This is a genomic window from Streptomyces sp. NPDC057654 (genome assembly GCF_042800135.1).
Lineage (GTDB): Bacteria > Actinomycetota > Actinomycetes > Streptomycetales > Streptomycetaceae > Streptomyces.
Genome location: NZ_JBHVHQ010000074.1, coordinates 1 through 18,003, shown reverse-complemented (window position 1 = coordinate 18,003; position 18,003 = coordinate 1). Strand labels below are relative to the sequence as shown.

Below are 18,003 nucleotides of genomic sequence, written 5' to 3'. Positions count from 1 at the left end.
GGCTGGCCCAGGCCGGGAACCCGCTCCAGAACGACCCGCCCGAGCACACCCGCATCCGGAAGATGCTGACACCGGCGCTCACGGCGCGGCGGATACGCCGGATGGAGCCCGTCATCGAGGAGATCGTGGCGGACCGGCTGGGCGCGCTGGAGCGGGCCGGGCAGCCGGCCGACCTGATGCGTCACTTCGCGTGGCCCGTACCCGGCCTGGTCGCCTGCGCGCTGTTCGGCATTCCGCGCGACGACCAGCCCCAGCTGACCCGGAACATGCTGCTCGGCCAGCGCCGCGACGGCCCGCGGAAGCTGGTGATGGCCGCGGAGCACGCCTTCACCGACTACCTGGACCGGTTCGTCGCGCGCAAGCGCCTGGACCCGTCCGGGGACGACCTGATCAGCATGCTGCTCCGGGACCACGGGGAGGGCATCACCGACGCCGATCTGGTGGGACTCATCGACGCCACCCTCGGCGCCGGGCTGGAGAACATGGCCGGGATGCTCGGGCTGGGCACGCTGGCGCTGCTCGACCACCCCGAACAGCTGGCCCTGCTCCGGGAACGGCCGGAGCTGATGGGCCAGGCGGTCGAGGAGCTGCTGCGGTACGTGGCCGTCGTGCCGCTCGCCAACTTCCGTACCGCGCTGGTGGATGTGGAGTTCGCGGGCCAGGTCGTGAAGGCCGGCGAGGTCGTGGCCTGTTCGCTGTTCGCGGCGAACCGCACCCAGTACCCCGACGCGCCGCGCGACGACTTCGACATCACCCGCGGCAGCACCACGCACGTGGGTTTCGGGCACGGCATCCACTTCTGCGTCGGCGCCCCGCTGGCCCGGATGGAACTGCGGATCGCCTTCGCACGGCTGCTGGAGCGCTTTCCCGGTCTGCGGATGGCCGTACCCCGCGAGGAACTGCGGTTCCGGTCGCAGTCCCGGCCGATTTACGGAATCGAGAAGCTGCCGCTCGCCTGGGATTGAGCGACGTCGAACGCCGCGCAAGAAAGCGGTACGACGACGAACGTGACACGACGAACGCAACACGTGGCATGAGAGGAGTTCAAGGATGCCCAAGGAATCGAATGTTCCCGTATACCAGCGTCGCAACGGGATCGACCCCTTGCCCGAGCTGGTCCGGATGAGCGAGGAGACGCCGTTCGCCGAAGTCTCCGATTCCGCCGTGCTCGACTGGATCGCTACGGGCCCCACCGAGGTCAAGGCGGTTCTCAGCGACGCGGACCGGTTCACCGGAAAACCGCGTCCCGCCCACACCATGGACGGGCAGCCGTTCGACACCGGAAATCTGCTGCATTACGACCGGCCGGACCACGCGCGGCTCCGGAAAATGCTGACACCCGAGTTCACCGTGCGGCGAATGCGCCGGATGGTGCCCATTATCGAGGAGATCGTAGAGGACCGGCTGAACGTCCTGGAGAGGGCCGGGCAGCCGGCCGACCTGGTGCGCCACTTCGCCTGGCCGGTGCCCGGACAGGTCGTCTGCGGGCTGCTCGGCCTTCCCCGCGACGACTTGGCCGACCTCGCCCGCATGCTCGACATCCGCTCCACCAGCCGGGCCAAGAAGCAGGCGACGGCCGTGCAGGCGCTCGACAGGTACCTGGTCAAGGTCATGATCCGGAAGCGCGGCGAGCCCAGCGACGACCTCCTCGGCATGCTCATCCGCGAGCACGGCGAGGAGCTGACCGACCACGAGCTGGCGGGGATCGCCGGCTTCCTCGTCTCGGCGGCCGTGGAGAGCACCGCCCAGATGCTGGGGCTGGGCCTGCTCGCGCTGCTGCTCCACCCGGACCAGCTCGCGCTGCTCAGGGAGCGGCCGGAGCTGATGGACGGCGCGGTCGAGGAGCTGCTGCGGTACGTGTCGGTGGTCTCGACGGCCTCGCCCCGTACGGCCGTGGTCGATGTGCCGATGGCGGGGAAGGTGGTCAAGGCCGGTCAGGCCGTCGGCTGTTCGCTGATCGCGGCAAACCGCGCGGAGACGCCCGGCGACCCGAACCGCCTGGACATCACCCGCGGGACCATCACCCATGTGGCGTTCGGCCACGGCGTCCACTTCTGCCTGGGCGCGTCGCTGGCCCGGATGGAGATGCGGATCGCCTTCGCGCGGCTGCTGGAGCGCTTTCCCGAGCTGCGGCTGGGCGTGCCGCCCGAGGAGCTGCGGTACCGGCCGTTCGCCCCGCAGTACGGGGTCGAGACGCTGCCGGTCGCCTGGTAGGAGGTGTGGGTTCCGGTGGGTTTCGCGGCCGGCGCGGTGTGGGGGAGTGTTCCGAATTCTCGTTGCCCTGCCCAAGTGGCGAATTCGGTTGGTTGGACAGGGCCTTCGGTCCAGCCGCATCTGCTTTTATGCTGTTCGAGGCTCTTTCCGTTCGAGGCTCTTCGACGCTGCCCGCGCTTGATCCGAGCTTCCGGGAGGGCCTGCGGCAGCGGGGCCGCTCGTGGAGCGGGCCGCTGGAAAAGGACTGCGGAAACGGCCACCGGAAAAGGGTCTTTCGATCACCGGTGTCGCGGGGGGAATTCCATGGACGGACAGAGCGCCGACGTATTCGGCCGGGGCGCGCGGCTGCGCAAGGGTGAACTGCACTCCAGCGTCAGCGACCCGGTCCTGGACACGATGACCTTTCTCAACGAGGTCACGCTCCGCTACCCGGACGCGATCTCCTTCGCGCCCGGCCGCCCGTACGACGGCTTCTTCGACACAGAACAGATCTTCGGCTACCTCCGCGGCTACCTCGACCACGAGGCGGCGCGGGGGAGTTCGCCCGAGCGCGTCCGCACCCTCATGTACCAGTACGGGCCCGTCGCCGGGCAGATCCGCGACATCGTCGCCGACTGGCTGCGCGTGGACGAGAACATCGACGTACCGCCCGAGTCCGTCGTGGTGACCGTCGGCGCGCAGGAGGCCATGCTGCTGGTGCTGCGGGCGCTCGTCTGCGGGCCCGAAGACGCGATCCTCGTCGCCAGCCCCTGCTTCATGGGCATCACCGGCGCGGCCCGGCTGCTCGACATCCCCGTGACCCCGGTGCCGGAGGGCGCGGACGGCTACCGCCGCGAAGCGCTGGAGGAGGTGATCGAGCAGGAGCGGGCGCGGGGGCGGCGGCCGCGCGCCTTCTACGTCATCCCGGACCACTCCAACCCCTCCGGCGCCACGATGGGGCTGCGGGACCGGACCGAACTGCTGGAGCTGGCGGCGCGCCACGACCTCCTCATCGTGGAGGACAGCCCGTACCGCCTGGTCAGCCCCGGACCGCCGCTTCCGACGCTGAAGTCCCTGGACCGGGCGCGCCGGGTCGTGCACATCGGCTCGTTCGCCAAGACCGTCTTTCCCGGCGCGCGGCTGGGCTTCGTCGTCGCCGACCAGCCGGTCGTGGAGGACCATCCGGCCGTGGACGGCGAGCCAGTCGTGGGCGACCAGCCGGTCGTGGGCGGCGCGGGCCGCAGGACGCTGCTCGCGGACGAACTCGCCAAGATCAAGAGCATGGTGACGGTCAACACCCCGTCCCTGAGCCAGGCCGTGGTGGCGGGCGCCCTGCTCGCCGCCCGCGGCCGCCTCTCGGAGCTGAACGCGAAGGCGGCCGTCCACTACGACGACGCGCTGCGGCACACGCTCCAGGAGCTGGAGGCCCGGCTGCCGGCCGACCGCCGAGCGGCTCTCGGCGTGCGGTGGAACGAGCCCTCGGGCGGCTTCTTCCTGGGCGTACGGGTGCCGTTCCGCGCGGACAACGCCGCGCTCGTCCGGTCCGCCGAGGAGTTCGGCGTCATCTGGACCCCGATGAGCTACTTCTACCCCGGAGGCGGCGGCGATCAGGAACTCCGGCTTTCCATCAGCTATGTGACGCCCAGTGAGATCACCGAGGGCACGGCACGGCTCGCGCGCTTCATCGAGGCCGCGAGCAGCGCACCCTCCTGAACCGCATGCACCTCATGCACCGCTTCACCGCTTCACCGATTCATCCGCTTCGCCCGCGCCCGGCGGGTGCTCAGCGGGTGCTCAAGAGAAGGGCGACCGAAGTGATCAGTATCCGTAGCACACAGCGGCCGCGCAGCAAACGACGTATGTGGGGGTGGACCTTCCGATGACCGTCAGCATAGACAGCCCGGAATCCGTGGCGCTGCTGGACCCGGCGCCACTCGGCGCCGCGGCCCCGGCGCCCGGCGGCCGCGAACCGAGGGCGGTGCTCGCCCGGCCCCGGATCGTCGGGGTGGGCACGGCGACCAGCCCCACCTCCTACTCCCAGGAAGAGGTGCTCGAAGCCTTCGGGATCACTGATCCCCGCATCCGCTCCGTCTTCCTCAACAGCGCCATCGAACGGCGCAACCTCAGCCTTCCCGACCCGGGCGAGGACGGCGTACGGCCCGTGGAACCGCAGGGCGACCTGCTCGACAAGCACAAGCGCATGGCGCTCGACATGGGCGCGGAGGCGCTGCTGGGCTGCCTGCGCCGGGCGGGCGCCGACCTCTCGGACCTGCGCCACCTGTGCTGTGTGACCTCCACCGGCTTCCTCACCCCCGGCATCAGCGCGCTCCTCATCCGTGAACTGGGCATCGACCGGCATTGCAGCCGCTCCGACATCGTCGGCATGGGCTGCAACGCGGGCCTCAACGCCCTGAACGTGGTGGCCGGCTGGTCCGCCGCGAACCCGGGCGACCTCGCCGTCGTCCTGTGCGTGGAGGCGTGCTCCGCGGCGTACGCGATGGACTCCACGATGCGGACCGCCGTCGTCAACAGCCTGTTCGGGGACGGCGCGGGCGCCATCGCGCTGCTGACGGACCCGGCGGAGGTCCCCCTGGCCCCGGCCGGACCGCCGCCCGGCGCGCCCGCGACCGAAGCCCCTGAAGGCCCCGCGGGCCCCGGCATCCTCAAGTTCGCGAGCTGCATCATCCCCGACGCGGTCGACGCCATGCGCTACGACTGGGACCGCGACCTGGGACGCTTCAGCTTCTACCTCGATCCGCTGATCCCGTACGTAGTCGGCGCGCACGCCGAGATCGTCGTCGACCGGCTGCTCTCGGGAACGGGGCTGCGCCGCAGCGACATAGGCCACTGGCTCGTCCACTCGGGCGGCAAGAAGGTCGTCGACGCCGTCGTCGTCAACCTCGGGCTGACCCGTCACGCCGTGCGGCACACCACCGGGGTCCTGCGCGACCACGGCAATGTCTCCAGCGGCTCGTTCCTCTTCTCCTACGAACGGCTCCTCGACGAAGGCGTCGCGGCGCCCGGCGACTACGGCGTGCTCATGACCATGGGGCCCGGCTCCACCCTTGAGACGGCGCTGATCCGATGGTGAACCCGGAGGGTGCGATGGACCACACGCTCATGGTGGAGATCGACGGCGCCGAGCCGCTGTCGACCGCGTCGGTCAAGGCCCTGGCGGGCCTCTGCGACCGGGCCGAGGACCGGGGCGGCTCCGGCGTCGTCATCGTGCAGGTCACCGGGGCCCCGGCGGGGGACTGGAGCAGCGGCCTGGACGTCATGCTCGTCAGCAAGTGGGAACGCGCCGTGCGCAGGCTGGAACGGCTCCCGATGGCCACGCTCGCCCTCGCCCACGGGGAGTGCGGCGGCACGGCCCTCGACGCGTTCCTCGCCGCCGACATCCGGGTGGCCGCCCTCGACACCCGGCTCCTGGTGCACGGCGACGGCTCGGCCACCTGGCCCGGCATGGCCGGCTTCCGGCTCGTACAGCTGGCGGGCGCGGCCCGGACCCGCAGGGCCGTCCTGTTCGGCCTGCCGATCGACGCGCCCGAGGCCCGTACGCTCGGCATCGTCGACGGGCTGGTCGACGACCCCGAACAGGCGGTCGCGGCCGCCGCCGGGCTGGTCAGCGGCCTGTCCGGGAAGGATCTCGCGATCCGCCGGCAGCTCCTGCTCGACGCGAGGACGACGAGTTTCGAGGACGCGCTCGGCCCGCACCTGGCCGCCTGCGACCGCGTACTGCGCAGCGCCGCGCAGGAGGCCTCATGACCGCCGTCCGGCCTTCTCCGGCACTGGCCGGAGGCGTGTGGCCGAGCCTGTACGAGGCCGCGGCCCGCGTCGAGAAGCTGGTGGCGGCGCTCCCGGAGCCCGGCTCCCGCTCGCCCGGGGAGCGGGCCGAGGCCGCCGCGGCGAAGGACGCGGCCCGCGCCGAGCGGGTCCGCTTCCTTCAGGCGCACGTCGACGACGTGTACGACCGGCTCACCGCGGGCCGTACCGTCGGGCTGCGCCTCGCCGAACTGGTCGAGGCCGCCGCCGTCGAATTCCCCGCCCTCCTCCCGTCGGCCGGTCAGCTCGCTGAGGACCGGAAGCGGCGCCAGGCGGACAAGGAGGGGCACGAGATCGATCAGGGAATCTTCCTGCGGGCGGTCCTCGGCTCCCCGGCCGCGGGCCCGCATCTGCTCGACACGATGCTGCTGCCGACGCCGCGCGCCCTGGAACTGCTGCCCGCGTTCCGCCGCACCGGCGAGGTCCGGACGCGATCGGTGGCCGTACAACGAAGGGACGGAGCCGCCTATCTGACGATGTGTCGGGACGACTGTCTCAACGCCGAGGACGTCGAACAGGTCGACGACATGGAGACCGCCGTCGACCTCGCGCTCCTCGACCCGGAGGTGCGCGTGGGGGTGGTACGCGGCGGTGAGATGACCCACCCCCGCTACCGCGGCAAGCGGGTCTTCAGCGCGGGAATCAACCTCAAGAGCCTCCACGCGGGCGGTATTTCACTGGTCGGCTTCCTGCTCCGCCGCGAACTGGGCTATCTGCACAAGCTCGTTCGGGGCGTCCGGACTGACGGCGAGGGGGCGTGGCACGCGCGTACGGTCGAGAAGCCCTGGATCGGCGCGGTCGACACCTTCGCCATCGGCGGCGGCATGCAGATCCTCCTCGTGCTCGACCACGTGGTGGCCGCCTCCGACGCCTACTTCACGCTGCCCGCCGCCCGCGAGGGCATCGTGCCGGGCGCCGGGAACTTCCGGCTCGGCCGGCACACGGGGCCGCGTATCTCCCGGCAGGTCATCCTCCAGGGGCGGCGGCTGTGGGCGAGCGAACCCGACGCCCGGCTGGTGGCCGACGAGGTCGTGGAGCCGGAGGAGATGGACGCGGCCGTCGCCCGGGGCGTCGAGCGGCTGAGCGCCCCGGCGGTCGTCGCCAACCGCAGAATGCTGAACCTTGCCGAAGAACCGCCGGACGAATTCCGGCGCTACATGGCCGAGTTCGCGCTCCAGCAGGCCCTGCGCCTCTACGACGAGGACGTCATCGCGAAGGTCGGCCGGTTCGCGGGGCGTGAGTGACGGCCGGGCAACAACATCCGTCGCACAACAACAGCTGAAAGGAGACCTTCGTGCCGGTGGCGACGATCAACGGAATCACCCTCGGCTACGACGTGTACGGAGCCGGGGACCCGGTCGTGCTGGTCACCGGGACCGCGGCCCCCGGCCGCGTCTGGCGCTCGCACCAGGTGCCCGCCCTGAGAGCGGCCGGCTACCGGGCGATCACGCTCGACAACCGGGGCATCCCGCCGAGCGGCCCGTGCGCGGAGGGCACCACCCTCGACGACATGGCGGCGGACGTGGCCGGCCTCATCGACCACCTCGGCGTGGGGCCGTGCCGCGTCGTCGGGTTCTCGCTGGGCGCGATCATCGTGCAGGAACTGCTCCTCGCCCGGCCCGAACTCGTGGACCGTGCCGTGCTGATGGCGACCTGCGGCCGGGCCGACGTGCTGGTCTCCGCCATGGCCGCCGCCGACATCGAACTCTGCGACAGCGACGTCAAGATCCCGCCCCGCTACGCGGCCTACGTGCAGGCGATCCAGAACCTCTCGCCCGAGACGCTCAACAACGAGCGGGAGCTCCAGGGCTGGCTCGACGTCTTCGAGATGTCGGCGGTCGACCCTTCCGAGGTCCGCAACCAGCTCAGCCTCCAGGCGATCGGGGACCGGCTCGCCGCGTACCGCCGCGTCCGGCGCCCCTGCCTGGTCATCTCCTTCCGCGACGACCTGGTCGTACGCCCGCACCTGGGCCGCGAGGTCGCCGAGAGCATTCCCGGCGGCGCGTACACGGAGATTGCCGGGTGCGGACACTACGGATATCTGGAGAAGCCGGACGCCGTGAACTCCGCGATCATCGATTTCCTCGCCGGCCCTTCCCGACCCTGACGACAAGACACCGCCCCGACCCTGACGACGAGACAGAGGTGGTACCTGTGGCCATGATGGGTGGCCCCGGACCGGTAATCATGCGGGGGGACGCGCCGGACCCCTCCATCATCAAACAGCGGATCACACCCGGCACGGCGAAGCGGATCCTCCCGTACCTGGGGGCGCACCGCCGCCACATCGTCTTTCTCCTGATCATCACGGCCCTGAACGCCGCCAGTGTGGTGGCCCCGCCCGTACTCCTCAAATACCTCATCGACAACGGCGTCGCCGACCAGAACATGTCGGTCGTCGTCTGGTGCGCCCTCTCGGTCGCCGCGCTCGCGCTGGTGGCGGGCGGGCTGGGATACGCCGAGGCGTGGTACTCGGCGCGGGTCAGCGAGGGGCTCATCTACGATCTGCGCACCGAGGTCTTCGACCATGTGCAGCGCCAGCCCCTCGCGTTCTTCACGCGGGCGCAGACCGGGGCGCTCGTCAGCAGGCTGAACACCGATGTGGTCGGCGCCCAGCAGGCCGTCACCCAGCTCCTGTCGACGGTGTTCTCCGCCGGGCTCACCCTGGTGTTCGTGCTGATCACCATGGTGTACCTGTCCTGGGTGATCACCCTGCTGTCCCTGGCGCTCATCCCGTTCTTCATCCTGCCGGGCCGGCTCATCGGCCGCCGACTGCAACGGCTCGTACGGCAGCACATGCAGATCAACGCCGAGATGGGCGCCACGATGCAGGAGCGGTTCAACGTGACCGGCGCGCTGCTGGTCAAGCTCTACGGTCACCCGGATCGGGAGAACGCCCAGTTCTCGGGGCTGGTGGGCCGGGCGCGGGAGATCGGCGTGCGGCACTCCGTCGCGATGAAGCTGCTCTTCCTCACGACGCTGCTCGTGGGCTCCCTGGCCACCGCCGCGGTGTACGGCATCGGCGGCGGCCTCGTCGTCAACGGCGCCTTCCAGCTCGGGTCGCTGGTGGCCCTCGCCGCGCTGCTGACCCGGCTGATGGCCCCGGTCGGACAGCTCTCCAACGCGCAGTCGGACGTCCTGACCGCGCTCGTCAGCTTCGACCGGCTCTTCGAGGTTCTCGACCTCAAGCCGCTGATCTCGGAGAAGCCGGACGCGAAGGCGCTGCCCGCCGTCGCCGCCGGGAACGGATCGGCGCCGGACATCGAGTTCGACCGCGTGTCGTTCCGCTACCCGAAGGCGTCCGAGGTCTCGCTGGCCTCGCTGGAGTCCGTCGCCCAGCCCATGCAGGAGCGCACCGACGACGCGTGGACGCTGCGTGACGTGTCCTTCACCGCGCCGGCCGGGAAACTCACCGCGCTCGTGGGCCCCTCGGGCGCGGGCAAGACGACCAGCACCCACCTCGTTCCGCGGCTCTACGACCCGGTGGAGGGCGCCATCCGCATCGGCGGGCACGACCTCCGCGATCTGACCCTGCGCTCCCTGAACGACACGATCGGCATGGTCACCCAGGACGCGCACCTATTCCACACGACGATCCGCGCGAACCTGACCTACTCCCGGCCGGACGCCACCGAGCAGGAGCTGACCGAGGCCTGCAAGGCCGCGCAGATCTGGGAGCTGATCCAGTCGCTGCCCGACGGCCTCGACACCATGGTCGGCGACCGCGGCTACCGGCTCTCCGGCGGCGAGAAGCAGCGCATCGCCATGGCACGGCTGCTGCTGAAGGCCCCGCCGATCGTGGTCCTGGACGAGGCCACCGCGCACCTCGACTCGGAGTCGGAGGCCGCCCTCCAGCGGGCCCTGAAGAACGCGCTGGCGGGCCGCACCTCGCTGGTGATCGCCCACCGGCTGTCCACGATCCGCGACGCCGACCAGATCCTCGTCATCGACAAGGGGCGGGTACGGGAGCGCGGCACCCATGAGGAGCTGCTGGAGCTGGATGGGCTCTACGCGGAGCTGTACCGCACGCAGTTCGCCCGGCAGTCCAAGCACGCCGACGCCGACGCCGCGCCCGCGGCAGAGGACCGCGACGCCGTACTCGCAGCGGAGCGGCCCGACGGCGCTCCGGCGCTGGAGGCGGCCTCGCAGCCGCCGCCCGAACCGGTCGGCGGCCGGTGAGGGGGCGGCGGAGGGATCGTTCCTTCTTCTCCGGCCGGTACCGGCCGGTCAGTCCGTCAGCAGCCGTGAGCACAGCAGCTCGCGGGTGCGTGAGGAGAGGCCCAGTCCCTCTTCGAGATAGCGGTCGGTGGTGCCCCAGCGCTCCTCGATCGTCTCGAACGCGGCGGCCAGATACTCGGCCCGCGCGTCGAAGAGCGGCGCGAGCAGCTCCATGACCTCGGGGGACAGCGCGGCGGCCGAGTTGTCGCCGCGCCGGATCTTGTACCGGCGGTGCGGAGCGCTGGACTCCAGGTAGTCGGCGAGGATCGCGTCGCGCCCCACGCCCACGGCGAGCAGGGTGACCGCGATCGACAGCCCCGCGCGGTCCTTCCCGGCGGCGCAGTGCATCAGCGCGGGCACGCTGTCCTCGGCGAGCGCGTGCACCACCCGGCTGTGCTCGGCGGTGCGCTCCGTGATGATGGAGCGGTACGAGCTGGACATCCGGCCGACGGCCTGGCCCTCGCCGAGCGCGACGCGCAGCTCGTCGAGGTGGCCGTCGCGGACCATCGCCCAGAACTCCTTGCCGTCGGCCGGGTCGCTGAGCGGTATGTTCACGTTCCGGACGCCGGTGAGCGCGACGTCGGGGCCTTCGAGCCGGATGTCGGAGGAATTGCGGAAGTCGAAGATGGTGTGCAGGCCGAGCGATCCCAGATAGCGGGCGTCGTCCTCGGTCGCGTGCGCGAGGTGGCCGCTGCGGAACAGGACGCCGTGTCGCACGCGCCGGCCGTCGTGGGTCGGCAGCCCGCCCACGTCCCGGAAGTTGCGGACGCCGGCCAGCTCCGGCTCGGTCGACGGGATCTGCGGCGACTGTTGCGTCACGGGCGCTCCTCGGTTCCGTCCGTCGACGCGGCTCGTCGACGAGGCAGCTGAATCGACCATACGACATGCGTTCCAGGGGCAATCAGTTCGGCTTCGGCACCTCACGGGCCGTGCACCGGCACCGCGCGGGTGTCACACCGGCGCCGCACGGCCATTGCCTTTGGGCGCCGCCGACCCGATGATGTTCGGACCTGTCGGCATTGGTGCTCAATTGGGGGCTCAGTGATCGAGGTCGGCGGAAACGGTCGGATATGGCTCCTGTCCGGCGTCCGGAGCGGCTACGCACTGCACCTCACGGAAGACGACGAACTGCTGCACCTCCACTGGGGGCCGCGGATCACGGTCGAGGACGCCGAGGCCCTCGCCGCAGAGAAGATCCCCGCCGCGCGCGGATTCGAATCACCGCTCGACGGGCGCGAGGAATACCCGGTGGAGGGAGGTCCGCGCTTCGTGCGCCCCGCCCTGTCCGTACGCGCCGACGGCGTGCGCGGCACCGAGTGGGTCTTCGACAAGGGGGAGACCGACGCCGATGAGCTGCGGCTCCGCTTCCACGACCGGCTGCATCATCTCGCCCTCACCCTTCACTACCGGGTACGCGCCGGCGCGGACGTCGTCGAGCGCTGGGCGACCCTCACCCACGCCCGTACCCGTACGGACGGCGGCGTACCCCTGGAGCTGCTGCGCGCCGACTCCGCCGCCTGGTCGCTCCCCGCGCGGGGCGCCTGGCGCCTGTCCCACCTGCATGGCCGCTGGGGCGCCGAGAGCCGCCTGGTCCGCGGCCCCCTCACCCCCGGCGAGCAGCAGATCGGCAGCCGCCGCGGCCACACCGGCCACGCCCACCTGCCCTGGATCGCCCTCGACGCGGGCGACGCGGGGGAGGAGAGCGGCGAGGTGTACGGATGCGCGCTCGCCTGGTCCGGGTCCTGGCGGATCGCCGTGCAGCTGCTGCCCGACGGGGCGGTGCAGACCGTCGGCGGCGCCGGACACGACGACTCCGGCCTGCTGCGGCTCGCGCCCGGAGACTCCTGGACCACCCCCGTCTTCGCCGGGCTGTGGACCGACGGCGGCTTCGGGGCCGCCAGCCGCGCCTGGCACGCCTGGCAGCGCGCACACCTCATCCCGGCCGCCGACCGGCCACGGCCGGTCCTCTACAACTCCTGGGAGGCCACCGGCTTCGACGTCGACGAGGAGCGGCAGCGCGAACTGGCGCACCGCGCCGCCGGGCTGGGCGTCGAACTGTTCGTCGTGGACGACGGCTGGTTCGGGGCGCGCACCCACGACGCCGCCGGGCTCGGCGACTGGACGCCCAACCCCGACCGGTTCCCTGGCGGGTTGAAGCCCCTTGCCGACGAAGTGCACCGCCTCGGCATGGAGTTCGGCGTCTGGGTGGAACCGGAGATGGTCAACGCCGACAGCGACCTCTACCGCGCCCACCCCGACTGGACGCAGCACCACGAGGGCCGCCGCCGCACCGAATTCCGCCACCAGCTCGTACTCAACCTCGCCCGCGACGACGTGCGCGCGTATCTGTGGGAGCGGCTCGACGGCCTGCTGCGCGGCGCGCCCGTCGACTATCTGAAGTGGGACTTCAACCGCTCCTTCACGGACGCCGGCTGGCCCGGCGACCCCTACCCGCAACGGCTGTGGACCGAACACGTCGAGGGCCTGTACGGGCTCCTGGAGCGGCTCCGCGCCGCCCACCCGCACGTGGCCGTCGAAGCCTGCTCGGGAGGCGGCGGGCGCATCGACCTGGCGATGGCCGCCCGTACGGACCAGATGTGGACTTCCGACAACACCGACCCCGTCGACCGGCTCGCCATTCAGCACGGATTCAGCCAGCTCCACCCGGCCCGGATCATGGCCGCCTGGGTCACGGACAGCCCCAACGACCAGATGAACGGACGCGTCAGCCCGCTCGGCTTCCGCTTCGTGAGCGCCATGGCGGGCGTGCTGGGCGTCGGCGGCGACCTGGCGCGGTGGAGCGGCCGGGAGCTGGAGGAGGCACGGAAGTGGATCGAACTGTACAAACGGATCCGCCCGCTCGTGCAGGGCGGCGACCTCTACCGGCTGCGGCCGCCCGGCGACGGGCTCGCCGCCGTCCAGTACGTACGCGGCGACGAGAGCGTCGTACTGGCCTGGCTGCCCGCCCAGCGCTACGGCGAGGAGCCGCCGCCGCTGCGGCTGCGCGGGCTCGACCCGGCGGCCCGCTACACGGACCCGGACCGCGGCGAGACGCACCGCGGAGCGGTCCTCACCCACCGCGGCCTGCGCACACGGCTCGGCGGCGACCTGGCCGCCGCTGTATTCCACCTTCGCCGCATTGATTGGCAATGATCGAGGTGGGATACATCACTGCACGTCAACCCCTGGTTACGGTGGCGTAGGTCACTGCTTGGGGTGAAAGATGGGGAGTCGTGGCAGAGGATTCGAAGACATTCAACAGTGACGCAATCGGGTCGTACGCGGCTGTCGGGGACAGTTTCACCGAGGGCGTCGGCGACCCCGGTCCCGACGACACCTTCGTCGGCTGGGCGGACCGGCTCGCCGTGCTCCTCTCCGACCGGCGCGCGGACGCGCAGGCCGAGGCGGACGCCGAGGCCCCCGCGGGCTTCCGCTACGCGAACCTCGCGGTCCGCGGCCGGCTCCTCGACCAGATCGTGGCCGAGCAGGTGCCGCGCGCCATGGAGCTCGGCCCCGACCTGGTGACCTTCTGCGCAGGCGGCAACGACATCCTGCGCCCCGGCACCGACCCCGACGACGTCGCCGCCCGCTACGAGGCGGCCGTCGCGGACCTCAAGTCGTCCGTCGGCACCGTGCTGCTGTGCACGGGCTTCGACACGCGCGGCATCCCCGTGCTGCGGCATCTGCGCGGCAAGATCGCGACGTACACCGCGCACGTACGGGCCATCGCCGACCGGCACGACTGCCCGGTGCTCGACCTGTGGTCGCTGCGCTCGGTGCAGGACCGGCGCGCCTGGAGCGACGACCGGCTGCATCTGTCCCCCGACGGACACACCCGCGTCGCGCTGCGCGCCGCGCAGGTGCTCGGCCTGGACGTACCCGCCGACCCCGACCAGGCATGGCCGTCGGAGGACCAGCGCTCGCCCGCCGAGGTGCGCCGCGACAACATCCACTGGGCGCGCGAGTACCTGGTGCCGTGGATCGGCCGCCGGCTGCGCGGCGAGTCCTCGGGCGACCACGTCGAGCCCAAGCGCCCCGACCTGCTGCCGCTCTGACCTGCGGCGACATCATGCCCGCAGGTCTTGGACCCGCGAGCCGCCGTCAGGGTCTGTCCGGCGCGTAGGACCGGGCAGACCTTCGCGCCGCGAGGGCGCACGCATTCAGCGGCAGGGCCGCGCGCCCGCCAGAACAGCCCATACGACGCGCCCCCGGCCGATCTCGCCGGGGCGTACGCCCCACGCGTCCGACACGGCGCCGACCAGCAGCAGGCCGCGCCCGCTCTCCTCGTCCGCGCCGCTGAGCCTGGCTCGCGGCTGATCCGGACCGTAGCCCTGGTCGGCGACCTCGACGTGCAGGCGGTCGCCGGTGACATGCAGCCGGCAGCTCACCTTGTCGCTGTCGGTGTGCCGCACGGCATTGGTGAAGAGCTCGGAGACCACCAATTCGGCGTCCTCGCACACCACTTGCGCCACGCCCCACTCGCCGAGCCGCGCGAGAACTCGTCTTCGCGCTTCGGCCACCGAGGTGTTCCGGGCCGGCAGGTGGAACGCGTCCTGTAGGTGCTGGACGGACGAACCGCCTCGGCGCCTTAACGAGACTGCGTCATAGGAGTAGGCCACGCGTCAACTATGTGCGATGTGAGTCACGTGTGGCAAGGTTCAATCTGTAAATTGCAGAATCGCAAGCACAGTCTGTTAGCTCAACCAGCTGCGTGACACACTGCTAGGCATATGACATCAGTTGGAGGGGATGGACAGTGGCGGACGCACGGCCGGTAGGCGCTCCGACCGTCCTTCGGGTAGTGCTGGGCAAGCGATTGCAGGACCTGCGCGAGAAGGCCGGGCTCAGCTACGAACAGGCGGGCAAGGCCCTCGACGTCACGCACGCGACCGTCCGCCGGATGGAGAAGGCCGAGGTCGGGCTCAAGATCCCGTACATCGAGAAGCTCCTCGGCATCTACGGCATCAGCGACTCCGACGAGATCGAGAACTTCGTCGCGCTGGCCCGCGAGGCCAACCAGCCCGGCTGGTGGCACCGGTTCCGCGACGTGCTCCCCGACTGGTTCAGCGCGTTCGTCAGCCTGGAGGGTGAGGCCAACCTCATCCGCGCGTACGAACCGCACTACGTACCCGGACTGCTCCAGACCGAGGGCTACGCCCGCGCGGTGCTGCGCGCCGGGATGCCGCACGCCGCCGAGGCCGACATCGACCGCGGCGTCGCCGTCCGCATGGAGCGCCAGTCGCTCCTGACCCGCGAGAACGCGCCCCTGCTCTGGGTCGTCATGGACGAGACCGTCCTGCGCCGGCGCATCGCGGGCCCCGAGGTCATGCGCGAGCAGATCGACCGGCTCATCGAAGCCACCGCCATGCCCAACGTACGGCTCCAGGTCATCCCGTTCGCGGCCGGACCGCACCCGGCGATGTACGGGCCGTTCCACATCTTCCGGTTCCCGATCCAGGAACTGCCGGACATCGCCTACGCCGAGAACCTCGTCGGGGCCGTCTATTTCGACCAGCGCGACGACGTCTCCACCCTGCTGGAGGCGCTCGACCGCATGTGCGCGCAGGCCGCGCCGGCACACACCACCGAGGCCTACCTGGGTGGCATTCGTAAGGAGATCTGAACCATGGGTCGCATATACAACGGCATGCCCGCCAAGGACCTCGGAAGCGAGGGCTGGCACAAGCCGTGGAGCGGCGGCAACGGCGGCAGCTGTGTCGAGGCGATGCGGCTGCGCGACGGCAGGGTGGCCCTGCGTCAGTCGACGGACCCCGACGGGCCCGCGCTGATCTACACCCACCACGAGATCCAGACATTCATCCAGGGCGCGAAGGCGGGCGAAGCCGACTTCCTGCTCGTGGTGCCGAGCATGAGCGGCGAGTGAGGGAGAGCACGTGAGCGAGCGCGGTTTCTCGGCCGAGGAGCTGGACACCAGCAGACCTCACCCGGCCCGGATGTACGACTACTACCTCGGCGGCTGGGACAACTACCAGGTGGACCGCGAGGCCGCCGAACAAGTCATCAAGATCATCCCGGACGCGCGGCCCAGCGCCCGCGCCAACCGGGCCTTCCTGCGCCGCGCCGTACGGGAGGTCGTACGCGGCGGCATCCGGCAGATCATCGACATCGGCACGGGCATCCCCACCTCGCCCAACACCCACGAGGTGGCCCGCGAGGTGTCCACCGACGTCCGGGTCGCCTATGTGGACAATGACCCGATCGTCTCCGTCCACGCGGGCGCGAAGCTCACCAACGCGGGCAACGCCGGCTTCGTGCTCGCCGACGTCCGCGAGCCGGAGGCGATCCTCGAACACCCCGTCATCCGGCGGCTCATCGACTTCGACGAGCCGGTGGCCCTGCTGCTGGTCGCCGTCCTGCACTTCATCACGGACGCGGAGGACCCCGCCGGCATCGTCGCCACCCTCGGGGAGGCGCTGCCCGACGGCAGCTACCTCGTCCTCACCCACGGGACCGGCGACTTCCACCCCCATGTGGAGGGCGACGCCGCCGACGCGTACAAGAACGCCACCGCCTCGCTGACCGTGCGCGGCTTCGAGGACATCGTGCCGTTCTTCGACGGGTTCGACCTCCTCGACCCCGGCCTCGTCCAGGCGCCGCTGTGGCGGCCGGACGGCGCGCTGCCCACCGTCGAGGAGCTCTCCCGCGTCGCGTTCTACGGAGGTGTGGGCCGCAAGGGCTGACCGGCCGTCAGCGACCGCGCCGCCGGTACGCGCTCCAGCACGCCGCCCGCGAACACGTCGTACAACGGCAGCGACTCCAGGTGCACATAGCCGATATGGCAGTCGCAGACCGCGAGCGGGCAGGGGCGCGGGCGCAGCGCCGCGCGGTACGTGCCGTCGTACAGATTGCCCAGCTCGGCACGGACGAAATGGCAGCGGCGCACCGTGCCGTCGCCGTCCACCGAGACGACCGACTCGCCCGTACGGCACGGCAGTCCGCGGCTCGTGTGCGGATGGCGGCTGTACGGGAAGAGCGGGTCGAGGGCCGTCCACAGCCCGGCCTCCGCGTCGGTATAGGTGCGGCCCTCGGCGGCGTTGACCCACAGATAGACATGGCCGGGGAGGTCGGCGCGCAGCCTGCGCGCCTCCTCCAGATGCTCGGGGAGACCCACCATCCCGACGCTGAAGCGCACGCCCAGCGCCGCCAACTCCCGCGTCCGGTCGAGGAACCGGCCGTACGGAGTCTGGCCCGGATGGTACGTGCACCACAGCGCGACCGTGTCCGTGTCCGCTTCGGCGAGCCAGCCGGTGCGGCAGCTGAGGTTGGTCTGGATCGCCACCCTGCGCACATGCGGCAGCCGGCTCAACTCGACCAGCGCACGCCGGTACCAGGACCGCACCAGGCCCTCGCCCCACGGCGTGAACAGCACCGACAGCCGGTCGTCGCGCTGCTCCCCGGCCCAGCCGGTGAAGCGCTCCAGCGCGGCGCGGTCGGCCCGGAGCGCCGCCGTGCTGTCGCGGCGCTTGGCGAACGGGCAGTACGGGCAGTCGTAGTCGCACGACGCGAGCGGCCCCCGGTACAGGAGCGTCAAATCCCGTCCGCCGTCCGGCGGATGAAGGCTGGTCATGTGACGCCCGCTCACTTCAGGTCGTAGTCGGCCATCGCGGCGCGCACCGCGGGCGAGAACAGCTCGGGGCCCAGCGCGTCCGAGTGCGCCAGCCCCTCCGGCGACAGCCGCAGCCGCTCCGGGGCGGCCGACCCGTCGAGCCAGCCGCGCCCGGCGAACCACGCCAGCTCGGCGGGGAAGTC

At 71.2% G+C, this 18,003-nt stretch carries 16 protein-coding genes and 1 pseudogene; 13 read left to right on the top strand and 4 right to left on the bottom strand.

Going from position 1 to position 18,003, the window contains the following annotated elements:
• From ACFU99_RS09115 to ACFU99_RS09080, 8 genes are all read left to right on the top strand, one after another.
• Nucleotides 1-965, top strand: a 965-nt coding sequence (locus tag ACFU99_RS09115) for a cytochrome P450 (protein WP_384388036.1), incomplete at its 5' end; no start/stop codon positions are given.
• Nucleotides 966-1,050: 85 nt separating this feature from the next.
• The gene (locus ACFU99_RS09110) at nt 1,051-2,214 is read left to right on the top strand and encodes a cytochrome P450 (protein WP_384388033.1); all 1,164 of its coding nucleotides are present in this window, start codon (nt 1,051-1,053) and stop codon (nt 2,212-2,214) included.
• 303 nt (nt 2,215-2,517) lie between these two features.
• On the top strand, nt 2,518-3,906 hold the full coding sequence (locus ACFU99_RS09105) for a PLP-dependent aminotransferase family protein (protein ID WP_384388030.1): 1,389 nt from the start codon (nt 2,518-2,520) through the stop codon (nt 3,904-3,906).
• Nucleotides 3,907-4,072: 166 nt separating this feature from the next.
• The gene (gene dpgA / locus ACFU99_RS09100; protein WP_384388027.1) at nt 4,073-5,284 is read left to right on the top strand and encodes a 3,5-dihydroxyphenylacetyl-CoA synthase DpgA; all 1,212 of its coding nucleotides are present in this window, start codon (nt 4,073-4,075) and stop codon (nt 5,282-5,284) included.
• Nucleotides 5,285-5,298: 14 nt separating this feature from the next.
• Entirely contained in the window at nt 5,299-5,958 is a 660-nt protein-coding gene (gene dpgB, locus ACFU99_RS09095; protein ID WP_384388025.1) for an enoyl-CoA-hydratase DpgB, read from the top strand.
• Complete coding sequence (gene dpgC / locus ACFU99_RS09090; protein ID WP_384388022.1) at nt 5,955-7,259, top strand: (3,5-dihydroxyphenyl)acetyl-CoA 1,2-dioxygenase DpgC; 1,305 nt, start codon at nt 5,955-5,957, stop codon at nt 7,257-7,259. The genes dpgB and dpgC overlap by 4 nt, the downstream gene beginning before the upstream one ends.
• Before the next feature lie 50 nt (nt 7,260-7,309).
• Nucleotides 7,310-8,122 (top strand): alpha/beta fold hydrolase, encoded by an 813-nt coding sequence (locus ACFU99_RS09085; RefSeq protein WP_384388019.1) that lies wholly within the window; start codon nt 7,310-7,312, stop codon nt 8,120-8,122.
• Nucleotides 8,123-8,175: 53 nt separating this feature from the next.
• A complete protein-coding gene (locus tag ACFU99_RS09080; RefSeq protein ID WP_384388042.1) occupies nt 8,176-10,194 on the top strand; it encodes an ABC transporter ATP-binding protein in 2,019 nt (672 codons plus the stop codon).
• 48 nt (nt 10,195-10,242) lie between these two features.
• On the opposite strand, the gene ACFU99_RS09075 is transcribed toward ACFU99_RS09080, so the two are convergent.
• Nucleotides 10,243-11,052: a tyrosine-protein phosphatase gene (locus ACFU99_RS09075; RefSeq protein ID WP_384388016.1), complete on the bottom strand. Its 810-nt coding sequence runs from the start codon at nt 11,050-11,052 to the stop codon at nt 10,243-10,245.
• A gap of 222 nt (nt 11,053-11,274) precedes the next feature.
• On the opposite strand from ACFU99_RS09075, the gene ACFU99_RS09070 reads away from it, so the two are divergent.
• Both ACFU99_RS09070 and ACFU99_RS09065 read left to right on the top strand, forming a co-directional pair.
• Nucleotides 11,275-13,386, top strand: coding sequence for an alpha-galactosidase (locus ACFU99_RS09070; RefSeq protein ID WP_384388012.1), 2,112 nt, complete (start codon nt 11,275-11,277; stop codon nt 13,384-13,386).
• A gap of 80 nt (nt 13,387-13,466) precedes the next feature.
• Complete coding sequence (locus tag ACFU99_RS09065) at nt 13,467-14,288, top strand: SGNH/GDSL hydrolase family protein (protein ID WP_384388009.1); 822 nt, start codon at nt 13,467-13,469, stop codon at nt 14,286-14,288.
• Nucleotides 14,289-14,393: 105 nt separating this feature from the next.
• Here the strand turns inward: ACFU99_RS09065 and ACFU99_RS09060 are convergent, their stop codons facing one another.
• Entirely contained in the window at nt 14,394-14,852 is a 459-nt protein-coding gene (locus ACFU99_RS09060; RefSeq protein ID WP_384388002.1) for an ATP-binding protein, read from the bottom strand.
• A gap of 137 nt (nt 14,853-14,989) precedes the next feature.
• On the opposite strand from ACFU99_RS09060, the gene ACFU99_RS09055 reads away from it, so the two are divergent.
• The 3 genes from ACFU99_RS09055 (at nt 14,990) to ACFU99_RS09045 (ending at nt 16,934) form a co-directional block, all read left to right on the top strand.
• Nucleotides 14,990-15,856: a helix-turn-helix domain-containing protein gene (locus tag ACFU99_RS09055; protein WP_384388000.1), complete on the top strand. Its 867-nt coding sequence runs from the start codon at nt 14,990-14,992 to the stop codon at nt 15,854-15,856.
• A gap of 3 nt (nt 15,857-15,859) precedes the next feature.
• Nucleotides 15,860-16,117 (top strand): DUF397 domain-containing protein, encoded by a 258-nt coding sequence (locus ACFU99_RS09050; RefSeq protein ID WP_363228151.1) that lies wholly within the window; start codon nt 15,860-15,862, stop codon nt 16,115-16,117.
• A gap of 70 nt (nt 16,118-16,187) precedes the next feature.
• On the top strand, nt 16,188-16,934 hold the full coding sequence (locus ACFU99_RS09045) for an SAM-dependent methyltransferase (protein WP_384388039.1): 747 nt from the start codon (nt 16,188-16,190) through the stop codon (nt 16,932-16,934).
• Here ACFU99_RS09045 and ACFU99_RS09040 read toward each other — a convergent pair.
• Nucleotides 16,907-17,821: an STM4011 family radical SAM protein gene (locus ACFU99_RS09040; RefSeq protein WP_384387997.1), complete on the bottom strand. Its 915-nt coding sequence runs from the start codon at nt 17,819-17,821 to the stop codon at nt 16,907-16,909. The two genes, ACFU99_RS09045 and ACFU99_RS09040, sit on opposite strands and share 28 nt — an antisense overlap.
• 11 nt (nt 17,822-17,832) lie before the next feature.
• Nucleotides 17,833-18,003 (bottom strand): annotated as a pseudogene (locus tag ACFU99_RS09035) (coproporphyrinogen III oxidase family protein); the annotation flags it as partial.